At 50.5% G+C, this 23,391-nt stretch carries 19 protein-coding genes and 2 pseudogenes; 9 read left to right on the top strand and 12 right to left on the bottom strand.

Going from position 1 to position 23,391, the window contains the following annotated elements:
• Positions 1–18 precede the first annotated feature (18 nt).
• The 4 genes from spt to HA49_RS02820 are packed head-to-tail and all read right to left on the bottom strand — an operon-like array spanning position 19 to position 4,116.
• Positions 19–1,191: a serine palmitoyltransferase gene (spt, locus tag HA49_RS02835; RefSeq protein WP_038020334.1), complete on the bottom strand. Its 1,173-nt coding sequence runs from the start codon at positions 1,189–1,191 to the stop codon at positions 19–21.
• Positions 1,178–1,438, bottom strand: coding sequence for an acyl carrier protein (locus HA49_RS02830; protein WP_038020331.1), 261 nt, complete (start codon positions 1,436–1,438; stop codon positions 1,178–1,180). Before HA49_RS02830 ends, spt begins: the two co-directional genes overlap by 14 nt.
• A gap of 30 nt (positions 1,439–1,468) precedes the next feature.
• Positions 1,469–2,383, bottom strand: a complete 915-nt coding sequence (locus HA49_RS02825; protein ID WP_038020328.1) for an NAD-dependent epimerase/dehydratase family protein — start codon at positions 2,381–2,383, stop codon at positions 1,469–1,471.
• Positions 2,380–4,116 carry a fatty acyl-AMP ligase gene (locus HA49_RS02820; protein WP_211259038.1) on the bottom strand — a complete coding sequence of 579 codons (1,737 nt, stop codon included), beginning with the start codon at positions 4,114–4,116 and terminating at the stop codon, positions 2,380–2,382. Before HA49_RS02820 ends, HA49_RS02825 begins: the two co-directional genes overlap by 4 nt.
• A 643-nt stretch (positions 4,117–4,759) precedes the next feature.
• Here HA49_RS02820 and HA49_RS02815 point away from each other — a divergent pair.
• Both HA49_RS02815 and HA49_RS02810 read left to right on the top strand, forming a co-directional pair.
• Positions 4,760–5,884: a hypothetical protein gene (locus HA49_RS02815; protein WP_038020321.1), complete on the top strand. Its 1,125-nt coding sequence runs from the start codon at positions 4,760–4,762 to the stop codon at positions 5,882–5,884.
• A 194-nt stretch (positions 5,885–6,078) separates the two neighbouring features.
• Complete coding sequence (locus HA49_RS02810) at positions 6,079–6,444, top strand: diacylglycerol kinase (protein ID WP_038020318.1); 366 nt, start codon at positions 6,079–6,081, stop codon at positions 6,442–6,444.
• 346 nt (positions 6,445–6,790) lie between these two features.
• Here HA49_RS02810 and HA49_RS02805 read toward each other — a convergent pair whose 3' ends face one another.
• Together HA49_RS02805 and HA49_RS02800 are read right to left on the bottom strand one after the other, a co-directional pair.
• Entirely contained in the window at positions 6,791–7,693 is a 903-nt protein-coding gene (locus HA49_RS02805) for a LysR family transcriptional regulator (RefSeq protein WP_038020315.1), read from the bottom strand.
• Between the two features lie 57 nt (positions 7,694–7,750).
• Complete coding sequence (locus tag HA49_RS02800; RefSeq protein ID WP_038020310.1) at positions 7,751–9,196, bottom strand: MFS transporter; 1,446 nt, start codon at positions 9,194–9,196, stop codon at positions 7,751–7,753.
• 107 nt (positions 9,197–9,303) lie between these two features.
• Here HA49_RS02800 and HA49_RS02795 point away from each other — a divergent pair, with 107 nt between their 5' ends.
• Positions 9,304–10,191, top strand: a complete 888-nt coding sequence (locus HA49_RS02795; RefSeq protein WP_038020308.1) for a helix-turn-helix transcriptional regulator — start codon at positions 9,304–9,306, stop codon at positions 10,189–10,191.
• A 110-nt stretch (positions 10,192–10,301) separates the two neighbouring features.
• On the opposite strand, the gene HA49_RS02790 is transcribed toward HA49_RS02795, so the two are convergent.
• The 4 genes and pseudogenes from HA49_RS02790 to HA49_RS22040 form a co-directional block, all read right to left on the bottom strand.
• Positions 10,302–11,201, bottom strand: a complete 900-nt coding sequence (locus HA49_RS02790; RefSeq protein ID WP_052752419.1) for a hypothetical protein — start codon at positions 11,199–11,201, stop codon at positions 10,302–10,304.
• Positions 11,202–11,261: 60 nt separating this feature from the next.
• On the bottom strand, positions 11,262–11,573 hold the full coding sequence (gene cbpM / locus HA49_RS02785; RefSeq protein WP_038020302.1) for a chaperone modulator CbpM: 312 nt from the start codon (positions 11,571–11,573) through the stop codon (positions 11,262–11,264).
• Complete coding sequence (cbpA, locus tag HA49_RS02780; protein ID WP_038020300.1) at positions 11,573–12,505, bottom strand: curved DNA-binding protein; 933 nt, start codon at positions 12,503–12,505, stop codon at positions 11,573–11,575. The genes cbpM and cbpA overlap by 1 nt, the downstream gene beginning before the upstream one ends.
• Positions 12,506–12,740: 235 nt before the next feature.
• A pseudogene (locus HA49_RS22040) lies at positions 12,741–13,080 on the bottom strand (Tn3 family transposase); the annotation flags it as partial.
• A gap of 260 nt (positions 13,081–13,340) precedes the next feature.
• Between HA49_RS22040 and HA49_RS02770 the strand changes: the two are divergent.
• Positions 13,341–14,150: pseudogene (locus HA49_RS02770) on the top strand (DUF4225 domain-containing protein).
• 2 nt (positions 14,151–14,152) lie between these two features.
• On the opposite strand, the gene HA49_RS02765 reads toward HA49_RS02770, so the two are convergent.
• The gene (locus HA49_RS02765) at positions 14,153–14,467 is read right to left on the bottom strand and encodes a hypothetical protein (protein ID WP_038020297.1); all 315 of its coding nucleotides are present in this window, start codon (positions 14,465–14,467) and stop codon (positions 14,153–14,155) included.
• 539 nt (positions 14,468–15,006) lie between these two features.
• Between HA49_RS02765 and HA49_RS02760 the strand changes: the two genes are divergently transcribed.
• The 3 genes from HA49_RS02760 (at position 15,007) to gss (ending at position 19,801) form a co-directional block, all read left to right on the top strand.
• Complete coding sequence (locus HA49_RS02760; RefSeq protein ID WP_038020425.1) at positions 15,007–15,939, top strand: AEC family transporter; 933 nt, start codon at positions 15,007–15,009, stop codon at positions 15,937–15,939.
• 48 nt (positions 15,940–15,987) lie between these two features.
• Positions 15,988–17,652, top strand: coding sequence for an acetolactate synthase large subunit (locus HA49_RS02755; protein WP_038020295.1), 1,665 nt, complete (start codon positions 15,988–15,990; stop codon positions 17,650–17,652).
• A gap of 271 nt (positions 17,653–17,923) precedes the next feature.
• Complete coding sequence (gene gss / locus HA49_RS02750) at positions 17,924–19,801, top strand: bifunctional glutathionylspermidine amidase/synthase (protein ID WP_038020291.1); 1,878 nt, start codon at positions 17,924–17,926, stop codon at positions 19,799–19,801.
• A 48-nt stretch (positions 19,802–19,849) separates the two neighbouring features.
• On the opposite strand, the gene HA49_RS02745 is transcribed toward gss, so the two are convergent.
• Positions 19,850–20,725 (bottom strand): LysR family transcriptional regulator, encoded by an 876-nt coding sequence (locus HA49_RS02745; RefSeq protein WP_038020288.1) that lies wholly within the window; start codon positions 20,723–20,725, stop codon positions 19,850–19,852.
• Between the two features lie 105 nt (positions 20,726–20,830).
• On the opposite strand from HA49_RS02745, the gene budA reads away from it, so the two are divergent.
• Both budA and alsS read left to right on the top strand, forming a co-directional pair.
• Positions 20,831–21,613: an acetolactate decarboxylase gene (budA, locus tag HA49_RS02740; RefSeq protein ID WP_038020285.1), complete on the top strand. Its 783-nt coding sequence runs from the start codon at positions 20,831–20,833 to the stop codon at positions 21,611–21,613.
• 32 nt (positions 21,614–21,645) lie between these two features.
• Positions 21,646–23,322, top strand: coding sequence for an acetolactate synthase AlsS (alsS, locus tag HA49_RS02735; protein WP_038020282.1), 1,677 nt, complete (start codon positions 21,646–21,648; stop codon positions 23,320–23,322).
• The last annotated feature ends 69 nt before the right edge of the window (positions 23,323–23,391 follow it).

Genomic DNA, 23,391 nt, shown 5'->3' with positions numbered 1-23,391 from the left:
CTCGGAGCGTTTTTTTTATTAAGATTTCAGTTCCGCAAATGCCTGAATTATTTTATCAATCTCTTCATCGCTGTGCGCTGAATTAACACTGCAACGTAACAATGTGACTCCTGCCGGGGCTGCCGGTGGTAATACCAGGTTGACATAAACCCCTTTGTTAATCAGAGCGCGCCACAATTCCAGACCCGCTTCTTTGGAACCGATAATGACCGGAACCACCGGACTAATTCTTGGCCCTAATTCGTAACCGGTTTTCGCCAGTCCCTGATATAACCGGTGAGCATTTTTCCACAATTTTTCTCTTAATTCCGGCTGGCGGCTAATCTTACGTAAAGAGGCACGCACCGAAGCAATACTGGCCGGAGAAGGAGAAGCGGTGAAAATATACGGACGACTGCTGTAACGTAATACATCCATCGCTTTGCTGCCGACAGCAAAACCACCAATGGACGCCAGACTTTTACTAAAGGTGCCCAGGATAATATCAACATCATCCTCAACGCCTAAATCTTCTGCAAGGCCCCGGCCTTTGTTCCCCATCACACCGAAGGAATGGGCTTCGTCGACCAGCAGATACCCCCCCAGACGTTTTTTGATTTCGACAATCTCAACCAGCGGAGCCACATCACCCAGCATACTGTAGATGCCTTCGACAATGATCAGCGCATCTTTAGCGCGCTCACCCAGTCGTAACATACGTTTTTCGAGGTCCGCAGCATCATTGTGCCGGAAGCGGATAATCTCAGCGCCCCCCAGCGCACAGGCATCATAGATACTGGCATGGCTGTCAGCATCAATTAACACCACAGAACCGGGACCCGCCAGGGTACTGATTACCGCCAGGTTTGCCGTGTAACCGGTTGAAAAAACGATGGCTGTCGGGCGATCGAAGAACTCCGCCAGTTCTTTTTCCAGTGCCAGATGCGAGCCGTAACTGCCGTTCGCCATTCGTGAACCCGTGGTGCCGGTGCCCTGATGCGCCAGCGCCGCCTGACCATCGGCAATCGCCTGAGGGTCAAAGGTCATTCCCAGATAGTTATTAGTGCCGGCCAGAATAATTTTATGATCACCGATCCGCCCTTCTGTCGCTGAATAGATTTCATCGATACAGGTGCCGAAAGGATTAAGCCCGGAAGTACTGAATTGTTCACGTTCGCTCATCAAACGGGAAAATTTATCATAAAGACCCATTTGATTTCTCCAGATAAGGTTGCAGGGCATTCAACAGCTGCTCGGGGGTTCTGACATCCAGCAGAATATTAATCGGGATAGAAATATCCAGTTTATCTTCCAACATCATCAGCAAATCCAATACTCTGATGGATTCAAGGCCCAGATCGTTGACAAGATCGCTATCTGGTTTAATTTCTAATCCGCCTTCAACAATACCTTGCAGACAAGTCAGAATATAATTCATCACAGCGTCGCGATTTAGCATAAGAGCTTTGTACAACCTCTACTCAGTTAATTAAAATAGACCTTCACGCAGCGCGCGCTCCAGACTTACCTCAGGAACCCATCCAACAGCGTTGGTTAACTGTTGATTACTGGCTGTCCAGTCCGGGTGGGTTAACTCCCGGATTTTACTCTGTGTCAGCATCGGCTCCGTTTTTACCAGCCGGTTCCACATCATACTTAAAGTGGCCATCAGTTTCAGTAAGGCCAGTGGAACAGGGATCAGTCTGACCGGCCCCTGCCGTACCGCTGCCCCAATCTGCTGCATCCGCGACCAGCTGTAGCCCCCGGTGATGCCATCACAAAGCTCATAAATACCGCCCTGTGGGTCGTCCGACAGCAACCACTGCCTGACAGCAGCAGCCATATCAGTGACATGGATAAAGGTCAGAGTGGCATCCCTGCGGCCCAGTTGCGGGAGTACGCCGCGCAACAAACCATCGAGCAGAGGTTTTAACTCTTTATCCCCGGGACCATAAACGGCAGTCGGCCGGAAAATGCCCAGCGTCATATCGCCACTCAGTGTCTGAAGTTGCTGTTCAGCAACATATTTTGAGTTTGCATACCAGGACAATTCAGGATGGCGCGCAGCCAGAGAGGAGATGAACAGAAATTTTTTACAACTGCCGGCCGCCTGTGCTGCCTGCATGACCGACGCACTGCCGGTCACATTACATTCAGTAAAAACCGCCTCATTGCTGCCTCTGACCTGACCGGCACAATGAACCACAGCATCAACACCGCTCACCAGTTCCGCCAGCGACTGCGGATTTTCCAGTGAACCGCGTACCCAGACGAGGTTATCATCAGGACTTTGTCGTGCCGATCTGGTCAGTGCCCGGACCCGGCATCCACGCGCCAGCAGATCTTCAGTGATCTGCCTGCCGATGAAGCCGGTTGCCCCGGTAATGGCAACCGTTAATGTCATTGAACAAAACCAGGCATCTGTACCGGAGCGTAAATAGCAGAAGTCATCCAACGCTTTTTAGCTTCTGCACGGGCTGGTTTTCCTGATGAAGTTCGGGGAATACTGTGTGGCGGCAGTAACTCAATATCCACGGCAATCCCGAATTCGCTCTGAATGCTGGCAGATAAGGAGTGAACCAACTGCCCACGGCGTTCTTCTGAACTGACCCGACACTGAATTTGCAGAATAATACGTGCCGATTCACCATGCTCTTCAGTCACGAACGCAATGGCATCACCGGCATGGATTTCAGGCTCAGACTCAGCCACATATTCAATATCCTGAGGCCAGATGTTACGGCCGCGAATAATGATTAAGTCTTTTTTACGCCCGGTGACGTAGAGATAACCTTCGGACTGGTAACCCAGATCCCCGGTATCCATCCAGCCTGTCGTCTGGATCTGTTTCTGAGTGACCGGGTCACGGAAATAGCCACTCATCAGGCTCGGTCCGGAAATACAGATATGCCCGACCTGCTGCTCAGGTAATGCTTCACCGGTTTCGCTACGAATTTCGATACGATGACCCGGCAGCGGTTTCCCGCAATTCACAAATGAAGAAATCGCGCGGGATTTACTGGTGGGTGCTACAGCCCGACCTTCGTATTCAAGAATGTCACGGTCGACTTCATTCACCTGTGCACCCTTGTTTTCGTCAGAGAAACTCACCGCCAGAGTATTTTCCGCCAGCCCGTAGCAAGGCATAAAGGCATTACGATTAAAACCAATCGCCGAGAAATGCTCACTGAACTGGTTTAGCAGTTCGACAGGAATCGGTTCAGCACCGACACCTGCAACCCTCAGGCAGGAAAGATCCAGACCGGATATCTCTTTTTCACTGCTGCGACGCAGTGATAAATCATAACCAAAAGGGGGTGCGACAGTGACAGTGCCACGGTTTTTATCGATGAGTTTCAGCCACTGCAGCGGACGCATCGCGAAATCCTGAGTGCGCAGATAATCTACGGAAAGCTGAGTTGCTACCGGAGTCAGCAGAAAGCCTACCAGCCCCATATCATGATAAAACGGCAACCATGAGACACAGCGGTCGCCGGCACGTAATTTAATACCGTCGTGGCTGATCACCTGTAAATTCGCCATAACCGAACGTTGGGTGATAATCACGCCGCGCGGGAAACGGGTACTGCCAGAGGTATATTGCAGATAAGCAATATCCTCCGGCGCAGGTTTCTGCAGTTCAATATCGGCTTCAGGCAATGCGTGGAAATCGTCATTGCTAAGAATATGCGTTGGGGGGGCATCTTCTGTTGCCGAAGTAATTAACGGTACCCATTCTTCACTACTGATGATGGCTGCGGGTGCACAACTGTTGATAAGCCCCTGCAGTTTCGTAATGTAAGATGCACGCTGACCGACTCCCATCGGGATCGCCAAAGGAACCGCGACCAATCCTGCATACTGACAAGCAAAGAAGGATTCGACGAATCCGACGCTGGTTTCAGCTATCAGGGCAACGCGATCCCCTTTTTTCAGGCCCAGAGACAGCAACCGTTTTGCTCCTGTCACCGCATGGTCTCTGAGTTTCCGGTATTCCAGCACATCGGTCAGCTGGTTACGCCGGTCATAAAAATTCATCCCGGTATCCCCCCGGGATGCGTAATCTAACGCCTCGACCAGGGAGGGGAAATCTGCGTAACGCATGGGAAGAGAATGGGTAGAGCTTGTTTCTGACATAGACAAATTAGCCATAAATTCAAATCACCAACCGTGAATCACACCATTGATGAAAAAGTTGATATTCTATTTTTAAGACGCTCTTTGAATAATCCATTATTCGGCCCTGTCCATCGCCCGGCCAGGCCACCTTCCGGGGTTCGGTGATTCATCGTCTCAGGGCTGAAACGTGTAAACCGCCATTGACATTCGTCATAAGATCATCACCATGTAAAAATAAATTATTACAGGTTCATGACTCAACTTAAACACATCGTAAACAGTAACCGGAAGTTCTGTAAAAGTGAACTACTGATTTAAGGTGATTTAGTTAAAAGCATTAAGTGGTAAAAGAAAGTTCCCTTTGCGCAACAGAAATATTCTTATACGAAAAGTCAATTGCATTAAATATTAGTTACGTCTTACTTTTAATAAAAGCATCAATTGCTTAACGATTGATCATATGCTCTGGCATTACTTTGCAGCCCGGGAAAGTTACTCTTGTTCCCTGTTGGTAAGTAACGTCTATTGCTCATTGCTAAAGCCCTGTGACATTCTCTGCGTACCGGGATGACGCCCCCCATCATTATTTGCACGCTACACAGGAATGCTATTTTGTAAAAATGTATTTCTTTAAGCCGATGCTTAACAATAAAGGTTTTTTATGATTCAGATTGAAAAAGTACAGGGTAAACAAGGTTTTAAAGAATTCATTGCCTTCCCTTCTTCCCTTTACGCTAATGACCCTAACTGGATTGACCCGTTATTCCTTGAACGTGAAGAGCACCTGTCTAAAAAGAACCCTGCCTCTGAGCACGTTGAATGGCAAGCCTGGATTGCCAGAAAAGACGGGAAAATTGCCGGACGGATTACAGCCCAGATTGATACGTTGCACCGCGAACTTTATGGTCAGGATACCGGCCACTTTGGCATGATTGATGCGATTGACGATAAAGAAGTGTTCGATGCTTTATTTGCCACCGCCGAAGAATGGCTGAAATCTAAAGGGGCATTTAAAATCACCGGCCCGTTCAGCCTCAATATTAATCAGGAAAGTGGCTTATTGATTGACGGTTTTGATACTCCGCCCTCAGCGTTGATGATTCATGGTAAACCGTATTACGCCAAATACCTGGAGCAGCAAGGGTATCAGCAAGGAATCGATCTGCTGGCCTACTGGATGAAACGTACTGATCTGCACTTTTCTGAATCATTAAGCAAACTGATGGCACGGGTACGGAAAAAAGTCACGATTCGCCCGCTGAACCGTAAAAAGTTCGCCGAAGAGATGCAGGTATTACGTGAAATCTTCAACTCCGGATGGCAAAACAACTGGGGTTTTGTCCCTTTTACCGAACATGAATTCGCCACCATGGGTGATCAGCTTAAGTATCTGGTACCGGACGATATGATCTATATTGCCGAAGCTGAGGGTGTACCTTGTGCATTTATTGTCGGGCTGCCCAATATTAATGAAGCCATCAGCGATCTTAAGGGTAGTCTGTTCCCGTTTGGCTGGGCTAAACTGTTGTGGCGTCTGAAAGTCAGTGGCGTCCGTACCGCGCGTGTACCGCTCATGGGGGTACGTCATGATTATCAGTTCAGCAGTATGGGCCCTGTTATGGCGCTGTTGCTGATTGAAGCACTGCGTGACCCCTTTGCCCGCCGCAAGATAGATGCGCTGGAAATGTCATGGATTCTCGAATCTAACACCGGTATGCGCACCATTCTGGAAAAAATCGGGGCCGTACCGTACAAACGCTATCGCCTGTATGAAAAACAACTGTAATTACTGATTATCAGCACACGGCCTCTACCCGCCGGTATTTGCAGGCCTGAACATTTCCCTTTCAAGGGGGATATCAGGCCTTGTTTTAGCCGCCCTGATGCTGTTTTATGTTACTCATTCATCTGCGCCTGATATCCTGCTATGCGTAACCCGTTACCCATACTGTCTGCAGGCTAAATAATAAGAGTGTTCGCATGCCCCTGGAAAAGAAAAAAGGAATAAGCCGTCTCACTTACAGTATTAATAATTCTCTGGCGGGTTTTATTGATGCGCTGAAGACCGAAGATGCGTTCCGGCAATTGTTTTTTATTAATATTGTTCTGTTTATCATCATATTTTTTCTGCATGCCAGCCTGCTTGAAAAATTAATGTTAATTGGCTGTAGCTTCTTGTTACTGGTCGTCGAACTGCTGAATACTGCCATTGAAACTGTCGTCGACAGAATTTCAGACGAAATACATCCGTTATCGAAACGAGCAAAAGATATTGGTGGTGCCGCTCAGTTAGTTGCCGTTGTAATGACGGTTATTGTCTGGGCCGGAGTATTGTTCCACCGCTGATTCTTGCTTCACCCTGAGAAAAAACATCGTTCAGGGACGATTCACCGCCTTTCTGATAGCGACACCTGGATGAGTGTCTGTATCGTCTGTCAGCCGTCAGGTTATTGCGTGTAGCCTGAACCAGGAATAATTTGTTGTTCTTCTCCCTGCCTGCCTCAGGAAGCAGATAAACCGATAAATCTCTTTTCATCCTCAATACCGAACTCAGCAGTGACGCACAGTTGTTAGCACAATGGGTCAGAGAGAAAGCCCTACAGACGGCATAAGACCGGTGAACCACCGCCGCCTTCTGGCAGCGGTTATCCCTTTGTCCACAAGGGTCTTAACCGCCACCCTGTCCGGGATATTACCCGACCGAAGGTTGCCAGCGCAGTTCCTCTATCAGCAGGCTGAATGCCGGCGGATGTTGCCGGCGACTGGGATAATAGAGATGATAACCAGGAAACGTCGGGCATCCGCTATCGAGCACCAGTTTCAGACGACCGTCATTCAGTTGCCGGGTGACCATATCTTCCGGGACAAAGGCCAGTCCTAATCCTGAAACGGCAGCATCAATCCGTTCGCTGAGTGAATTAAGGATAAGCTGCCCTTCCGTTTTCACCCGCAGCAATTTACCCTCTACGACGAACTCCCAGTGATACAGCCCACCTGCGCTGGGCAGACGCATGTTCAGGCAGATATGTTGCTGCAAATCCTGCGGGGTCTGAGGTACACCATGGGCTGCAAGATAGTCGGGTGCCCCGACCACTACCATGCGAAAATCAGGGCCAATACGTACTGCTACCATATCTTTTTCGATGCTGTCCCCCAACCTGATTCCCGCATCAAAACGACCTTCCACAATATCGACAAAACTGTTATCTGCCACCAGCTCAAGCTTAATCTGCGGATATTTTATCAAAAAGGGCTTAATTTTCGGCCACAGCAAAGTACGTAATGCATGATCGCTGACAGATAAGCGCAGGCTTCCGGAGGGCTGCCCGCTGATATGCAGCAACGTATCCAGCTCACGTTCCAGCTCATTCAGCCGGGGTTCCAGACAGGCTATCAGTCTCTCCCCGGCTTCGGTCGGTGCCACACTGCGGGTCGTTCTGGTCAGTAAACGCAGATTAAGCCTGGCTTCCAACGCTTTCATGGCATGACTCAGGGCAGACTGTGACACCCCCAGCCGTGCTGCGGCGCGGGTAAAGCTGCGCTCCCTGGCCACCACCAGGAATTGTTGTAATTCGTTAAAGTTATCTTTAAGCATCGATGATTTCCTTTGAGCCTCCCGCCCGGTGAGCGGGAGGAGAATTCCTTATTCAGGCTAGTCTGCTGGTACAACCACTGCCTCAGGGACATGTTCTGTTTCATGCAGCAGTTTGCGGTGATACACCGTAGCGGCTGCCAGCAGAAGCATCATCAGCATTTCAGCCACCAGAAAGCCCGACATCGCCTGAGCGTAGTTACCGTGACTGGAATGGTGAAGATGCAGATAAATAGCCCCGGCCGCTGCCGGCCCCAGCCCCAGCATCGCCTGCTGCAGTGTACTCAGGATAGCACTGCCCGCCCCCGCATCACTGGTTTGGATTTCCCGCATCCCGATACGATAGAAGCTGTTCACAATAATCGCCTGACCACAGCCCATCAACAGTGTTCCGGGGGCAATATCGATACCACTCAGGGAATTACCGCACCAGTGTAATGTGGCAATCAGCACCAGAATAGCGACCACCTGAACGGTAATTCCTCCTAACAAAACCGGGACGATAGAGTGACGGCGGATCAGTTTCGGCGCCACTAAGGCGGCCAGGAAATAGGAAATCCCCAGCATAATAAAACTGTTACCCGACTGCATAGGGCCCAGGCCTGATCCGGCCTGCAGTGTCAGTGCCATACAGAACATAAACCCTGACCAGCAGGTAAAAAACAGTAATGCAATCAACAAGGCAAAACGAACCGTTGGCAGTTTCAGTAACCGCGGGGGTAATAACGGCTGTTGTCCGCGAAGTTGTTGCCTGACTGCTCCCTGGCGCATCAACAGAGCCAGCGGCAGCGTCACCAGCAGTGCCAACTGCATTTGCCAGGGCCAGTGCAGTGAAGGGCCCAGCGCCAGCGGGAATAATAAACAACACAGGATTACCGCAAGAATACTACTGCCCTGCCAGTCGATACGCGATGGCTTTTCATTGCGTGTCTCCGGGATATAACGATGACTGAACAGCAATACCAGCAGGCATATGGGAACATTAATAAAAAAGGCGTTTCTCCAGCCCAGACCGGCAAAATCTGCAGACACCAGCCAGCCTCCCCCCACCTGACCAATGATAAAGGCAATCCCGCCAATGCCACTGTAAAGACTAATGGCCCTGGCATGGGCTGTCCCCTTCAGGGTGACATGCAGTGTCGCCAGAATCTGCGGGAGTATCAGTGCCGCGCCAATTCCCTGCAGGGTCCGTGACAGTAGCAGCAAATGTACATTGCCGGCCAGTCCACAGAACAGTGATGCCAGCCCAAACAGCAGTACTCCGCCGGTCAATACACGGCGGCGTCCGTAGTTATCTCCCAGTTTGCTACCGACGGCCAGACATACCGCAAATGCTACCCCGTACAATGCAACAATCAGTTCAAGATCTGTCGCTGTGGTGGACAGTGAACGGGTGATTGAATCCAGCGCGACATTAGTAATCGAGGTATCAATCATCGGTAACATTTGTGCGATAAGCAGTAAGGTAAGCCCTGCTCTGCCTGGAGATACAGGTGAAATGCTCATAAGTGCTCCGTTGCTTTATTTATTTTCTGACCGTAGTATTTATGATTATTTAACAGGGTACCAGTGCCTGCTTATACTGGTATTGGCACTACTATGCAGGACTCTCTATGACTCTGATTACCACTCCGTCGGATATAAGAACTCCCCCGAAAAACAGCCGCCAGTTACTCGCCAGTTTTCTGAGAACCCGCAGAGAAAGCCTGGACCCACAGCGGCTGGGCCTGCCGCGCAGCGGGCGCCGTCGTACCCCGGGCCTGCGGCGTGAAGAAGTGGCGATGCTGGCGGATGTCGGAGTGACCTGGTATACCTGGCTGGAACAGGGACGGGAGATGAGACCCTCTGCTGCCGTGCTGGCCTCGGTCAGCGAAGCATTGCAGTGTACTCCGGCAGAAACCCGACATCTGTTCATTCTGGCAGGCTTACCGGTACCTGAAACACCGGCACAGGGGGGGTGCCAGCAGGCAGGTCCGGCTTCACAACGGCTGTTACGTTCGCTGATGCCAAACCCGGCCGCCATGCAAAAACCTAATTTCGATATCCTTGGCTATAACCACAGTTTCTGTCAGTTGATGGGGGTACCGCTGGACGATATTGATCCGGAAGATCGAAACTGTCTGTATCTTTTTCTGACCGATCCTCGCTGGCGCAGTCGCTTTAGTGCTGACGATGAGCAGATGTTGTCATTCTTTGTCTCATATTACCGCGCGGGGATGGCGGAACACGGCAGTGACCCACGCTGGCAGATATTACTGGAGCGTTTTTTTTCGGTATCAGCCTGCTTTCAACGTTTATGGTATCAAAACTACGAAATTCGCAGCATTGAAAACCATATTAAACAATTTATACATCCGCTACTGGGCCCGATTACCTTACAGCAAATGAACTGGTTTTCTGCCCCAAGGGACGGCTCTCGCCTGTTGGTCTATCTGCCCACGGATGAAGCAGGTGAAGCCCAGCTTGAAGCTCTGACCGAAGTTCCTCCGGAAGCGCTGTAATTTTCTGCGATCTCCGGGAGTAATCAGATATGAAAAGTTGAGTCGGCAATATCCCTGGTAAACCGCGGCTCCGGCAGAAAATCATAACAACCGGGAGATAAATTCCCGGATCAGCCGTAGGTAATGCCCGTCAGCGGACCCAGTTTAAAGATAGGCCGTAACGGTCCGCCCCGGGTCAGCGAGTATTCCCAGACATTGCCTCCGAGATCCGTCAGCCACATTCTGCCACTTTCGGGGTCACTCACCAGAGCAATCCCCTCTTCCAGTCCGCGTGCCAGAATCTGATGATCGGTGAACCGGCCATCCACCAGCCGGGCGCTGTTCAGTGAATTTCCGCCCTTTGTAGCATCACCACGGTCGGTCCAGTACATCACTCCTGCCTCAGCATCAAATTCCAGATCAATTGGCTCTGGAAGGTCCGCCATGACCACTTCAATGTCCGGACGATTATCTGCTTCTGCCCCCTGCGGTAGTGTCAGCCCTGCCCGCAGAATCCTGCCCTTACCGCCTTTAGACGGACCTTTTTGTGTCCAGTAAATATGGCCACGCTGATGGTCAACAGCGAGCCCAACACAATGGCGGGTATAATCGCGGCACTGGGCCGGGAACAGACCCGCCTGCACCAGTACGGTAATGTCACTGCCATCTTCTCTGGCCCGGAATACCCTCATCCCTTCACGGTCACACCAGTAGAGCCAGTGGTTTTGGGCATCATGTACCAGCTGTTTGCCGGTGACAAACAGCCCGTTCCCCACCAGTAATCGTCGGTCTGTACCTTCAATGGTCATGGATTCCAGGCGGCCATCCGCCTGGAAAAACTCCAGCGAATCCGGGCTGATTTCGGCACCCATAAAACTGACATACAATTTGTTAGCGGCCCGGTCGAGCGCGATACCGTCAGGATGAGTTTTCAGACCATCCACCAGGGTACGTAACTCACCGTTATCCGGGTCCAGCTCCAGGATTTTACCTTCCGGTTGCACCTGCAATACATACAATTTTTTGCTCATTAAACTTTCCATTTGGCTATTGTCAGCCAACCCCAAATTTCGGGGTTGAGTGATGCCTTATTACTGGTCAGCCATAAACCGCAGTAAGCGCTGGTTAAGCTGACGATTTTCGCTGTTCAGCCGGTCAATTTCGTTAAGCAATGACAATGCTACCGCGATACCAGGCCAGTCCAGTTCCAGCTCCCTACGTAATCGCTGCGCACGCATGCAGACAGCCAGTGCATCCTCATCAAACAACCACTCCTGAACCCGGGGTTGCTGGTCGACCGGTTCCAGTACTCCCAGACCGATAATCTCAGTGAGCTCGGTGACCGAAACCCCGGTATGCAGACAAAATTCGGTGACCGTAAAGCGGATATTCACAGTTGCCATTATTTTTTCCCCCAACCCTGGCGCGGATCATAGCCGGTTTCGGCCTCCGCCAGTTTTTGCCACAATTCACGGCTGGCCGAATTGCCCGCCGGTGGCACCACTATCCTGATGATGGCGTACAGGTCTCCCTGGTGTTTTTTACCCGCCAATCCTTTGCCTTTTACCCGCAGCCGTTGTCCGGCCTGTGTCCCTGCAGGAATTGTCAGTAAAATGCTGTCCTGCAGGGTAGGAAGTTGAACCTTAGTGCCCAGTACCGCTTCCCAGGGAGCAAGAGGCAGCACGACTTCCAGGTCATTCCCCACCACATCGAACAACGGATGCGGCGCAATACGAATCACCAGGTAAAGATCGCCGGCAGCGCCACCCTCGGATCCCGGGGCACCCTGGCCTTTAAGACGGATACGCTCACCGTCACCGACACCGGCCGGTATTTTCACATTCAGGGTTTTCGGAATTTCCTGCACGACCTGGCCAAACAGGTTATATACCGGCAGGCTGTAACGAATGGTACGGGTTTCACCCTGTTGGGCTTCTTCCAGGAATACCGCGACCTCGGTCTCTATATCCTGACCCCGCCGCGGCCGGGGCTGATGGTCTTGCTGTCTCTGCTGGCCAAACACCGAATTAAAGAAATCAGAAAAATCGGCATGCTCACCGGCATCACCGGCGCTGTATGACTCTCCGGCAGACTGGTGCGAATTGAATCGGGGATCATTGCGGTGTTGCCAGAGCGTGTCATATTCTTCGCGGCGCTGCTCATCTTTCAGCACCTCATAAGCTTCGGCAATCTCTTTGAACTGTGCTTCTGCATCTTTTTCGCTACTCACATCCGGATGGTATTTGCGTGCCAGACGGCGGTAGGCAGTTTTAATCGCCTTCAGGTCTGCATCACGTTCAACCCCAAGGATGGCGTAATAATCCTTTAATTCCATAGTATTATCGTCCGGTCAGTGATCAGAAAATACGGGATTTGAAGCAGTATCATTAATACCTGCTGTAAATATAGCCCCCGGCGCGCTGATTTGCAGCAGCTATTATGGCTGCAAACTGTTTTGTGGTTAAGGCCGTAGGCTGAACTGCGTCGACCTCTGTTTGGGCTTATTCTGAACAATCGTTTGGTAATGGCTGCTCAACGTCGGCGTTTGGCGAGCAATGATATAAAACACACTAAAGAGATAATTCTTGGTTTATATTGAAATTCAATGGTCTCAACTCCCCCTTCAGATACCCTCGGGCAGCGTGAACGTACAATCTCCCGGCATATTGATGTTCCCGGTCAAAAGCGCTGACTGGCGGACAATATGTTCATCCTCTGGCATTTCCCCGATAATCCTGACATGTGAAAGCGCTTCCTGCATCTAATGCGTTTTCCAGAGCACTACCGCATTGGTCACCGGGCCCGGCGCACCAGACTTACCATCCTGCCCCTCACGGTCGCGTTTTCTGATTTCACCACGCTTTCCATAACAGATGACCCGGAGAAGGCATGACGGCTTTCTCGCCGGTTTCACCGGGTCGATCCACCGACAATGATGCTCATCATTGGCATAATGACGGACGGTTAACTTTAATGGCCCCAGGTGTTCGGTTTGTTGGAAGCTCCATCCGGCGACAGCTTTGGCTCTGACTATGATTCGGCGGGGCGTTTCAATTTAAGGTGGTATCTAAAAACAGGCATATCGAGACGTGCTCATTTGAGACTGAAACGACGGTTTACCGCTGAAATAAAGGGTATCATCGGCGATATAATATACAGGGAGTACAAAAATGGATGCAGCATTACCTGATATGATGTGCTCAGGCAGGAATAAAAACTGGGCAGAAACAATGGTTAATCTTGAGGCCAGAAAGCTTATTAATACAGCGAATATGCTGTGCTCCTTCCATCTTCGGGATGGTCTGACCCGGATGAAGTTTGTTCAGGAAATAAAAAAGGTTGTTGAGCAGCAGTTTGCTGCAGCCCGGCGCGCGAAATCAGATCAAGAATGTATAGCCTGCGTAAAAAAACTCAGGGCAGAAACCGAAAATCTTGAAGAGCAGGGTCGGATGCTGCGTACAAAAGCGGCGAAACTTTATGCCAAAGTGGAGTTTGTCCGGGAAAATAACAAAATCTTTGGATATGTAATTTCTGCTGTTTATATTGTGGTATCAGGTGCAGCACTGTTTGGTGGAATGATCATGATGTCGACAATGACTCCAATTGGAGTCCTTGCCGGGGGTATACTTTTCGTTGACGGTATCAATGGGATAACAAAAGAGGCCCGCTATCTTCGTTATGGCGAACAATCCAACACAGAGGGACTATTTGCAGACAGTTCGATGGAAGCTGCTAAGTATATGGGTTTTACACCTGAATCAGGGTTAGCATTTTATAATGCAGTTACGTTAAGTGCCGGTGTCTATAGCATTTTGGGTCTTTCAAGAAAACCCGGTGCCTGGCGATGATTCAGATGGATTCCCCGGGATTATTACCGAAAAGTTGAAACCATGAGCAGACCAAAACTAACGATGAAAATTGTGGGTTATGGTGTAAAAGCAAAGGTCATTTTTGACCTTTTGTCCACAGATAATAAATAAACCTAACTCCGATTTATTTTTTTATAACGCCATGATTTATAGGCAAGCATTGGCGGTTGTACAAATATTGCAACCGCAATAGCGCAAAAAAGCCCAACAGAACCAGCGAAAAGGCTTTCGGTTGAACCAAACAGAACCAGCAAAACGAAAACGGCAAGGCAACCAACCACAACAAACATCGCGATGACAAAGCGGTTTGCCAGGTCCTCGATGGTATCGCTCATTGAACCACCGTAATTTTTGGTGTTATTTTTTATTTTCTGAATATCGAGGCTACTGAAACCTGATTTCAAAAGATTCGCTTCGTTCACTTTCATCGCATTCTGCCTTCCATCCTTAAATGTAGATCCCTCTGCGCAGCAAGTATACCCATTAACCCAGGCAAAACTGGAACATTGAAACCATTAGATAGTTGATTTTTTATTTAGCTCTGAATAAATCATAAATATAATTTATTCCTAAAAAATGAGATAGCGTGATTTTCGGCCAGTAAATATTGAGTAACATAAAATAGGTTAGTGGTCCGCCTCAGAGATAATCCCGACTCCTCTCAATCATCACCAGGCTGAGGGGTGAAATAAACCCGTCAAACACCCCACCTTATCACATCATAAAATACCAATTATAAACAGATAGTTAACCACAAATTCGTGACAACAATAATTTATCGGGTTCCGGCTCAGGGTCTCAGGAACAACTTACAACAATCTGTAACCAGAAGACATATCATTCCCCTTATCGCTTTTGGCACCCCTATACCCCTGTATACATCATGGTTAATTATGACTACTGTATGTTTCACCTTCTGTCCTGGTCTACGCACCAGTGATTTCACCTGAAAATAGCAGGAGAAATGGTGATTACGTTAATTATTGCGGCACTGTTACCCATCGTTGTGACATTGCTACTGGGGTTTCTGGCCGGCTGGCACCACGATTTTGATTCCGCTCAGGGGACAATACTTAACCGGATGGTTATGCTGTACGCTCTGCCACTGACACTATTCGCCGGAATGATGGGGTTGTCACGATCGGTACTACTTTCTCAGGGCACCATCGCGCTGATATTAATGGCAGGAATGATAGGCGGTTACCTGCTGGTTTTTGTACTGGTACACTACCTTTTCCGGCAACCTTCAGGCCTTGCCGCTCTGCTGGCACTGGCGATAGCCGGTCCCGCAGTGCCTTTTGTTGGCGTGCCAGTGATGGGGCATTTGTATGGCACTATCAGCACCCTACCCATCGCTTTATGCAGTATTATTATGAACCTGTTCCAGGTCCCGGTGACCTTATTAATCCTTTCCGCAGGCTCTCCTGACAGAAAGGGAGCAGGATTTATGCAGCATATTCTGCATACTTTAAAAGAGCCGGTGGTCTGGGCCCCACTGCTGGCCTTAATCTTATTACTGCTTAATCTGCATATTCCCGAACAAATCCGCAGTGCATTACAACTGCTTGGTGGTACTACCGGCGGTGTTGCGCTGTTTGCGTCAGGAATTATCCTCTACTCCTACCATGTCGTCATTAATCGTACTGTGGTTCTGGCAGTACTCGCCAAAAATATTCTGCTACCTCTGGCAATCCTGGCCTTGGCTGTCTGGCTGCATACAGACCGTCAAACGCTGCATTTATCGGTGGTCAGCATGGCTATTCCGACGGCATCGGTATGTGTCATCCTGGCGGTTCAGTACAACACCGCAGAACAGGAAATAGCCTCGATTCTGTTCTTCAGTACCTTATTTTCCATCATCACTATGGGCGGATTATTGTACTACCTTGGGGGTAACTAATTTCCGCTACCTGGTGTTAAATGAAAACCGTAGTTTGGGAGAAAATGTATGACTCATCAGACGAGAAATGTCGCAGAATTTTTGGTTTCCTGCCTTGAAGCCGAGGGCGTCGAATATGTGTTTGGTATTCCGGGAGAGGAAAATATCAAATTTGTCAGGGCTATTACGGCCTCGGAAAAAATACGTTTTATTCTGGTCCGCCACGAGCAGGCAGCCTCGTTTATGGCCGATATTTATGGCCGTCTGACCGGTAAGGCCGGAGTCTGTACCGCCACGCTCGGACCTGGTGCAATCAACCTGTTACTTGGTACTGCGGACGCACAGACGGATTCCAGCCCACTGGTCGCCATTTCAGCGCAGGTGGGATTAAACCGTATTTATAAAGAATCTCACCAGATTGTCGATCTGACGGCAATGTTCAGGCCGGTGACCCAGTGGGCAGAGACGATTTTTACCCCACAATCCACTGCAGAAATGGTCCGTAAAGCCTTCCGCATTGCTCAGCAGGAACGGCCCGGAGCAACCTATCTTGCTGTGCCGCAGGATGTGGAAGCGATGCCGGTTCCGGATGATTTACACCCCTTATTGCCGGTCAAATCTCATCTTTCTGCTCCGGACAGTCATGCGATTAGCACGGCTGCAGCAATACTGCGTGACAGCCGTTTTCCGGTTATTCTCGCCGGTCATGGTGTCGCACGTCAGAACGCATCGGTGGCGTTAAATCAGTTTGTTGAACAGTTTCAGATCCCAACCGCCACCACGTTTATGGGCAAAGGGGTAATCAGTGACCGCAGTACACACTCGCTGGGAGTGATGGGTTTCATGCGCCACGATTATGAAAATTTTGCCTTCGACCAGGCGGATGTCATTCTGGCTGTGGGTTATGAATTGCAGGAATTTGCTCCGGAGAGAATGAATCCCGGAGGAAATAAACGGATCATTCATATCAACAGCTTTTTGCCGGATACCGACAGCCACTATTCGACCGAAGTCAGCGTTATTGCCGATATATCAATGAGTCTACAGGCACTGTCTGAAGCCCTCGGGAGTTCCCCACTTCATCAGCAACCCGCTGAGACCAAAATTCGTCAGCTACGTCTTGAAGAACTGGAGAATGGTCGCCTGGACAATAGTTTTCCGCTTAAACCTCAACGTATTGTTGCTGATATGCGCGCCGCCATGGGGGATGATGATATTGTGCTGGCAGATACCGGAGCAATTAAAATGTGGGTATCGCGTTTGTATCCTGCCTGGAACCCCCTGACCTGCCTGACTTCTAACGGATTATCGACGATGGCTTTCTCCCTGCCTGGTGCGCTGGCCGCACGACTGGCCTTTCCTGAGCGTAAGGTATTAGCGGTCATGGGTGACGGTAGTTTTATGATGAATTCTCAGGAGATAGAAACAGCCGTTCGCGAAAAAATCCCACTGGTGGTTCTGATCTGGGTCGACGGCAGTTACGGACTGATTAAGTGGAAAATGGATATCGAAGAAGGTGCACATGATTCTGTGGACTTTGGTAACCCCGATTTTGTGAAATATGCAGAAAGTTTCGGCGCCACGGGACATCTGATTAGCCATGCGGCTGAATTGTTACCTGCGCTGAATCAGGCACTGAATGACGATGGCGTCACGGTGATCGCCTGCCCGGTTGATTACAGGGAAAATATGGCGCTGGTGAGTAAACTGGGAGAACTGACTATTGCGTTATAATTGACCCGCAACAGAGGCGAATAAGGATCAGGGTAAAGCTGTCAGTAATCCTGAACAGAGTGACAACGTCACTTTCACCCGAATGCCAGCCGGCACTCACATCCTGATAAAACGGTGCTATGATATTGGCACCCGCCTCATCTGCTGAACCCTCTGTTCAGTATCCTGCTCCGGGCCAATGTAGCACGTAGCGGCCAGCGAGCCATTGCGTGCCACTGTCAGTATCAAGCAGCCTTCGGGCTGTTTTTCTGTATGGCATAAGGCAAAAAGTATGACTGTGGCTCTCACTAATCAACATGCACCCTTTGGTACTCTGCTGGGATATGCTCCCGGGGGTGTGGCTATTTATTCGTCCGATTATGATTCGCTGGATAGCGAAGAATATCCTGATGATAATTCGATGCGCAGTTATCTGGGCAGCGAATTTATGGGTTACAAGTGGCAGTGTGTGGAATTTGCCCGGCGGTTTCTTTATCTCAACTACGGCATGGTATTTACCGATGTCCGAATGGCCTATGAAATCTTTTCTCTGCGCTTTCTTCGCCAGGTCATCAACGACGAAATTCTGCCCCTGCAGGCGTACGCTAACGGCAGCCAGCGTCCTCCTGTCTCCGGTGCCCTGTTAATCTGGCAACAGGGGGGAGAATTTGCCGAAACCGGCCATGTTGCCGTGATTACCCGGGTATTTGCTGACCGGGTACAAATCGTTGAACAAAACGTCATTCACAGCCCGCTACCTGCCGGTCAGCAATGGACACGCGAACTGGAGCTGCGCCGTGAAGATGGTGGTTTTTATCTCCGGGATACTTTCACTGACACCGAAATTCTTGGCTGGATGGTTCAGACCTGCGACAGCAATGACAGCCTGCCCCGCCCGCAAACCGAGGCTGCATTACTTGACATTCACTCACAACAGGTCAGCCAGCAGGGCCAGTTTTCCGGCCCGTGGCTGGATGAAAATGATCCGGTACAACATGCCTATGTCATCGCAAACCATGGTCATGTGATCAATGCCGATCCGTACCAGTACTTTACTATTTCCCGCAGTGCGGAACAGGAACTGATCAGCGCCACCAATGAACTTCACCTGATGTATCTGCATGCTACCGATAAGGTACTGCGCGATGATGCTTTACTCAGGTTGTTTGATATTCCCGAGATCCTCTGGCCACGCCTGCGGTTGTCCTGGCAGCGACGTCGCCACCATATGGTGACCGGCCGGCTGGATTTTTGCCTCGACCATCGGGGGCTGAAGGTCTACGAATACAATGCGGATTCAGCCTCCTGCCATACCGAAGCGGGGGTTATCCTTGGACACTGGGCCCGCCAGGCGGGTGTGACTGAGGGTAAAGATCCTTGCCGCCGGTTGGTAGAAAACCTGTCCGCTGCCTGGAAAAATAGTGATGCCTTGCCGTTTGTTCACATCCTGCAGGATAACGATGTCGAAGAGAACTACCATGCACTGTTGATGCAACAGGCACTACGTGAAGGAGGATTCGAGAGTAAGATTTTACATGGTCTGAGCGAACTGCACTGGAGTGAAACCGGTCGTCTGATTGACGCTGAACAGCGCGAAGTGACTTGTGTCTGGAAAACCTGGGCATGGGAAACGGTTCTGGAGCAGTTACGTCAGGAGAGTGAAGCTGACAGCGCCGCTGCCTTGCCGATCCGCACCGGCGAAGCCGCCGAGGTACGACTGATGGATGTGCTGTTACGTCCTGAAGTGATGGTTTTCGAACCACTATGGACAGTCATTCCGGGCAATAAGGCGATTCTGCCTGTTCTCTGGTCACTGTTCCCGCATCATCAGTATCTGCTGGATACCGATTTTACCGTTAATGATGAGCTTAAACAGACTGGTTATGCGATTAAACCGGTGGGCGGACGGTGCGGAAATAATATCGGGTTGGTCAGTCACCAGCAGCAGTTACTGGATGAAACCGCCGGTAAATTTGCACACCAGACCAATATTTACCAGCAATTATGGTGTCTGCCACAGGTGGCCGGGCGTTATATTCAGGTCTGTACCTTTACGGTCGGCGGTCATTATGGCGGCGCCTGCCTGCGCTCCGACCCGACGCTGGTGATTAAAAAAGAGAGTGACATCGAACCGCTGAGAATTGTGAAAGACCGCGATTTCAGAGGCTGATGAATCGGGGCTGGCGGTGTGAGTCTGCGCCACCAGCCTCGGCCACCACTACAGCAATGCCAGGAAATGCTCCCCTGCCTTACTCAGATTATGCCGGCGCCAGGCCAGTGCGACCTGGGCGGTGAGCGGTGCTCCCTGAATTGGCAGATAACGGACATTCGCCTGATCAATTTTACCCAGCGAAGCCGGCACGACCGTATAACCAAAGCCCGTCGCCACCATGCTGATGGCCGAGGTTGTCTGAGGAGCCTGAGCCACGGTAGGTGGATTAAAGCCGGAACGGGTACAGGCGCTGATCACCGAGTCATAGAGACCCGGGGAAATTTCGCGGGGAAAGATAATCAGTGTTTCATCCGCCAGTTCTGCCAGCGACGAGAGTTCGGCTCTACCCGCCAGCGGATGGTTGGCCGGTAAGGCAACCACCATCTGTTCGGTATCCATCACCCTGAACTCAAGTTCATGGCTGCGGGCACAGGGTAAGCGGATAAACGCCAGATCGATACTGCCTTTCAGCAGTTCATTCACCAGAGCGGACATATGCAACTCCCCTGGATGCAAATTAATCATCGGGTAGTGTTCCCGGAAGCTGTGCAACAGGGAGAATACCTGTGGGTTGAGTGCGGTAGAGGATGCAAATCCGATGCGTAATGACCCGCTTAGCCCCCGTCCCACACTGCGGGCTTTTTCAAAGGCCGCATCAGACATTTTCAGTATTTTAATAGCATCTTCATATAGTACCTGCCCTGCCGGGGTCAGTTCCACCGTGCGGGTCAGCCGGTGAAAGAGCGGGCTGCCTAATTCATGCTCCAGCCTCTGTATTTGCTGGCTTAACGGGGGTTGTGATATTCCCAGGGCCTCGGCTGCACGGGTAAAATTCCCCGCTTCGGCAACAGCCACAAAATAGCGTAAATGGCGCAATTCCATATCAAAAACGTCTTAAAGTGGACAGCCCATCATATTGGTATTGTCGCAGGCTTCCTGTCAACCTGTAGTCCTCAAGGTGATAAACGATATTTACAGGAAACCATCATGGAAACAGCCAGTTGCGGTTGTACATGTCTTAGTGACATTACCCGGGCCGCCCTGAAGCTAGAGCATCAGCGTGGTGAAAATGTTATCTACCAGGCGTCATTGATGAGCGCATTACTGAGCGGTGTTTATGAAGGAGAAACGACCATCCGTCAGTTACTGGACCACGGTGATTTTGGTCTGGGCACCTTTAATCATCTCGACGGAGAAATGATTGCCTTTAATAGTCATGTTTTCCAGCTACGCAGTGACGGGACTGCCCGCCCTGCCCACGCAGAACAGAAAACACCTTTTGCGGTGATGACTTTCTTCAACCCGACTCACGAATACACCATCACAACTCCCCATACCAGAGAGCAGATTCATCAGATTATTGATGAGACCATTGCCAGCAAAAACCTGTTTTGCGCCCTGCGCATCGACGGCCATTTCGACAAAGCCGACACCCGTACCGTCCCGGAACAGCAGCGTCCGTATAAACCGATGATGCAGGCCGTAGAAGAACAACCCGTGTTCCATTTCGAACATCAGGACGGTGTACTGGTGGGCTTTCTGACTCCTGACTATATGCAGGGCATCAATGTGGCTGGCTATCACGAGCATTTTATTAACCAGCAACGCAGTAGCGGCGGGCATTTACTTGATTACGTCATCGGTGAAGGGCGTCTGACGTTTGGAACTATCGAAAAACTGGTGATCGATTTCCCGTCCGATAACGATTTCCGTCATGCCGACCTTAATCCCGATGATCTGAGTGCTGCTATTCAGTCTGTCGAAGGTTAATCCAGCCCCCCTGGCTGAGTAAGGAGCCTATTTTGCAGAATTCAAAAAAACAAACAGAATGGAAATGTGGCGCAGATTTAGTGGTCGCCCAGTTAGAACAGCAACAGGTCAACTATGTGTTCGGTATTCCGGGCGCAAAAATCGACCGGGTGTTTGACTCTCTGGAAGATTCGCCCATCATTACGGTGCCGGTCCGGCTTGAAGCCAATGCCGGGTTTATGGCCGGGGCGATTGGTCGTCTGACCGGTAAAGCCGGGGTTGCGCTGGTCACCTCCGGTCCGGGCTGTTCGAATCTGATTACCAGCGCAGCAACGGCAAACTCAGAAGGCGACCCGTTTGTCGCTATCGGTGGTGCCGTCAGCCGGATGGACCACCTGAAGCAGGTGCACCAGACGATGGATACCGTCTCCATGTTCCGGCCGGTCACTAAATACGCGGCAGAGGTCACATCGTCATCCGCGATTGCCGAAGTGTTAGCCAATGGTTTCCGTGCCGCTGAGTTTGGCCGTCCGGGGGCTGCCTTTATCAGCCTGCCGATGGATATTATCAATGAACCTGCCAGCGGTCAGGTGCTGCCGGCACGGTTACCCACCGCCGGTAGTGCACCGCGTAAAGCTATTGCTGAGGTCGCGGAGCTGATACGTCATGCCAAAGATCCCGTGCTGTTACTGGGACTAATGGCCAGTCAGCCGAAAAATGCTGATGCCGTCCGCCGCTTACTAAATAACAGTGAAATTCCCGTGACCAGCACTTATCAGGCAGCCGGGGTGATTGATCAGAACCACTTTTCACGCTTTGCCGGCCGTGTCGGTCTGTTCAATAATCAGGCCGGTGATCAGTTACTGCGTAACGCAGATTTGATCATTACCGTCGGCTACAGCCCGGTAGAATATGAACCGGCTAAATGGAATCCTGGTACGGCGAAACTGGTACATATCGATGTTCTGCCCGCCGAAAGTGACAGCCATTATACGCCTGATAACGAACTGGTCGGTGATATCGCCGAAACCCTGGACTTACTGACCGAACAGGTAAACCAGCGCTATGTGCTGAGCAGCGGCGCTACCAGAATCCTGCAGGAGCGCCAACAGCAGCGTGAACTGCTGGCACAAAAAGGTCACAGCCTGCAGCAGTTCGCTATTCACCCATTACGGCTGGTCCGGGCCATGCAGGACATTGTGAACAATGATGTGACACTGTGCGTAGATATGGGAAGCTTTCATATCTGGATTGCCCGTTACCTGTACAGTTTCCGTGCCCGTCAGTTGTTAATTTCTAACGGCCAACAAACCATGGGGGTTGCCCTGCCCTGGGCCATTGGCGCAGCGCTGGTTGATCCTGGTCGCAAGGTTGTCTCAGTTTCCGGTGACGGTGGTTTTATGCAGTCGAGTATGGAACTGGAAACGGCCGTCAGGCTGGGAGTCAACATTCTGCATATTATCTGGGTGGATAACTGCTACAACATGGTGGCGATTCAGGAAGATAAGAAATATGCACGGACCTCAGGAGTTGATTTCGGGCCTGTCGACTTCAAGGCTTATGCCGAGGCTTTTGGTGCCAAAGGATTTGCGGTGACCTCCTCTGACACTCTGGAAAGCACCTTGCGTGCCGCGATGGATGTGCAGGGACCCGCCGTGGTGGCCATTCCTGTAGATTACAGTGCCAATTCCTTGCTGATGAGCCAACTGGATATTGCCCAGATGTTTTAAGCCGGATATGTCAGCGGGAAGGCCAGTACTTGCCCGCTGTTTTATCTTCCGATACTTATTTTTAGGATT

This window comes from Tatumella morbirosei (assembly GCF_000757425.2).
In the GTDB taxonomy this organism is placed as follows: Bacteria; Pseudomonadota; Gammaproteobacteria; order Enterobacterales; family Enterobacteriaceae; genus Tatumella; species Tatumella morbirosei.
Note: the sequence above shows the minus strand (reverse complement) of the source record. Positions and strands in the feature narration are given on the sequence as shown.

What these genes read in the sequence shown, in the direction of transcription:
- HA49_RS02800 (WP_038020310.1), bottom strand. Translation starts at nt 9,196, where the DNA reads ATGAGCATTTCACCTGTATCTCCAGGCAGAGCAGGGCTTACCTTACTG.
- HA49_RS02820 (WP_211259038.1), bottom strand. Translation starts at nt 4,116, where the DNA reads ATGTCAGAAACAAGCTCTACCCATTCTCTTCCCATGCGTTACGCAGAT.
- HA49_RS02795 (WP_038020308.1), top strand. Translation starts at nt 9,304, where the DNA reads ATGACTCTGATTACCACTCCGTCGGATATAAGAACTCCCCCGAAAAAC.
- HA49_RS02825 (WP_038020328.1), bottom strand. Translation starts at nt 2,383, where the DNA reads ATGACATTAACGGTTGCCATTACCGGGGCAACCGGCTTCATCGGCAGG.
- cbpM (WP_038020302.1), bottom strand. Translation starts at nt 11,573, where the DNA reads ATGGCAACTGTGAATATCCGCTTTACGGTCACCGAATTTTGTCTGCAT.
- budA (WP_038020285.1), top strand. Translation starts at nt 20,831, where the DNA reads ATGGAAACAGCCAGTTGCGGTTGTACATGTCTTAGTGACATTACCCGG.
- HA49_RS02765 (WP_038020297.1), bottom strand. Translation starts at nt 14,467, where the DNA reads ATGAAAGTGAACGAAGCGAATCTTTTGAAATCAGGTTTCAGTAGCCTC.
- spt (WP_038020334.1), bottom strand. Translation starts at nt 1,191, where the DNA reads ATGGGTCTTTATGATAAATTTTCCCGTTTGATGAGCGAACGTGAACAA.
- HA49_RS02815 (WP_038020321.1), top strand. Translation starts at nt 4,760, where the DNA reads ATGATTCAGATTGAAAAAGTACAGGGTAAACAAGGTTTTAAAGAATTC.
- HA49_RS02755 (WP_038020295.1), top strand. Translation starts at nt 15,988, where the DNA reads ATGACTCATCAGACGAGAAATGTCGCAGAATTTTTGGTTTCCTGCCTT.
- HA49_RS02810 (WP_038020318.1), top strand. Translation starts at nt 6,079, where the DNA reads ATGCCCCTGGAAAAGAAAAAAGGAATAAGCCGTCTCACTTACAGTATT.
- cbpA (WP_038020300.1), bottom strand. Translation starts at nt 12,505, where the DNA reads ATGGAATTAAAGGATTATTACGCCATCCTTGGGGTTGAACGTGATGCA.
- HA49_RS02790 (WP_052752419.1), bottom strand. Translation starts at nt 11,201, where the DNA reads ATGAGCAAAAAATTGTATGTATTGCAGGTGCAACCGGAAGGTAAAATC.
- gss (WP_038020291.1), top strand. Translation starts at nt 17,924, where the DNA reads ATGACTGTGGCTCTCACTAATCAACATGCACCCTTTGGTACTCTGCTG.
- HA49_RS02830 (WP_038020331.1), bottom strand. Translation starts at nt 1,438, where the DNA reads ATGCTAAATCGCGACGCTGTGATGAATTATATTCTGACTTGTCTGCAA.
- HA49_RS02805 (WP_038020315.1), bottom strand. Translation starts at nt 7,693, where the DNA reads ATGCTTAAAGATAACTTTAACGAATTACAACAATTCCTGGTGGTGGCC.
- HA49_RS02745 (WP_038020288.1), bottom strand. Translation starts at nt 20,725, where the DNA reads ATGGAATTGCGCCATTTACGCTATTTTGTGGCTGTTGCCGAAGCGGGG.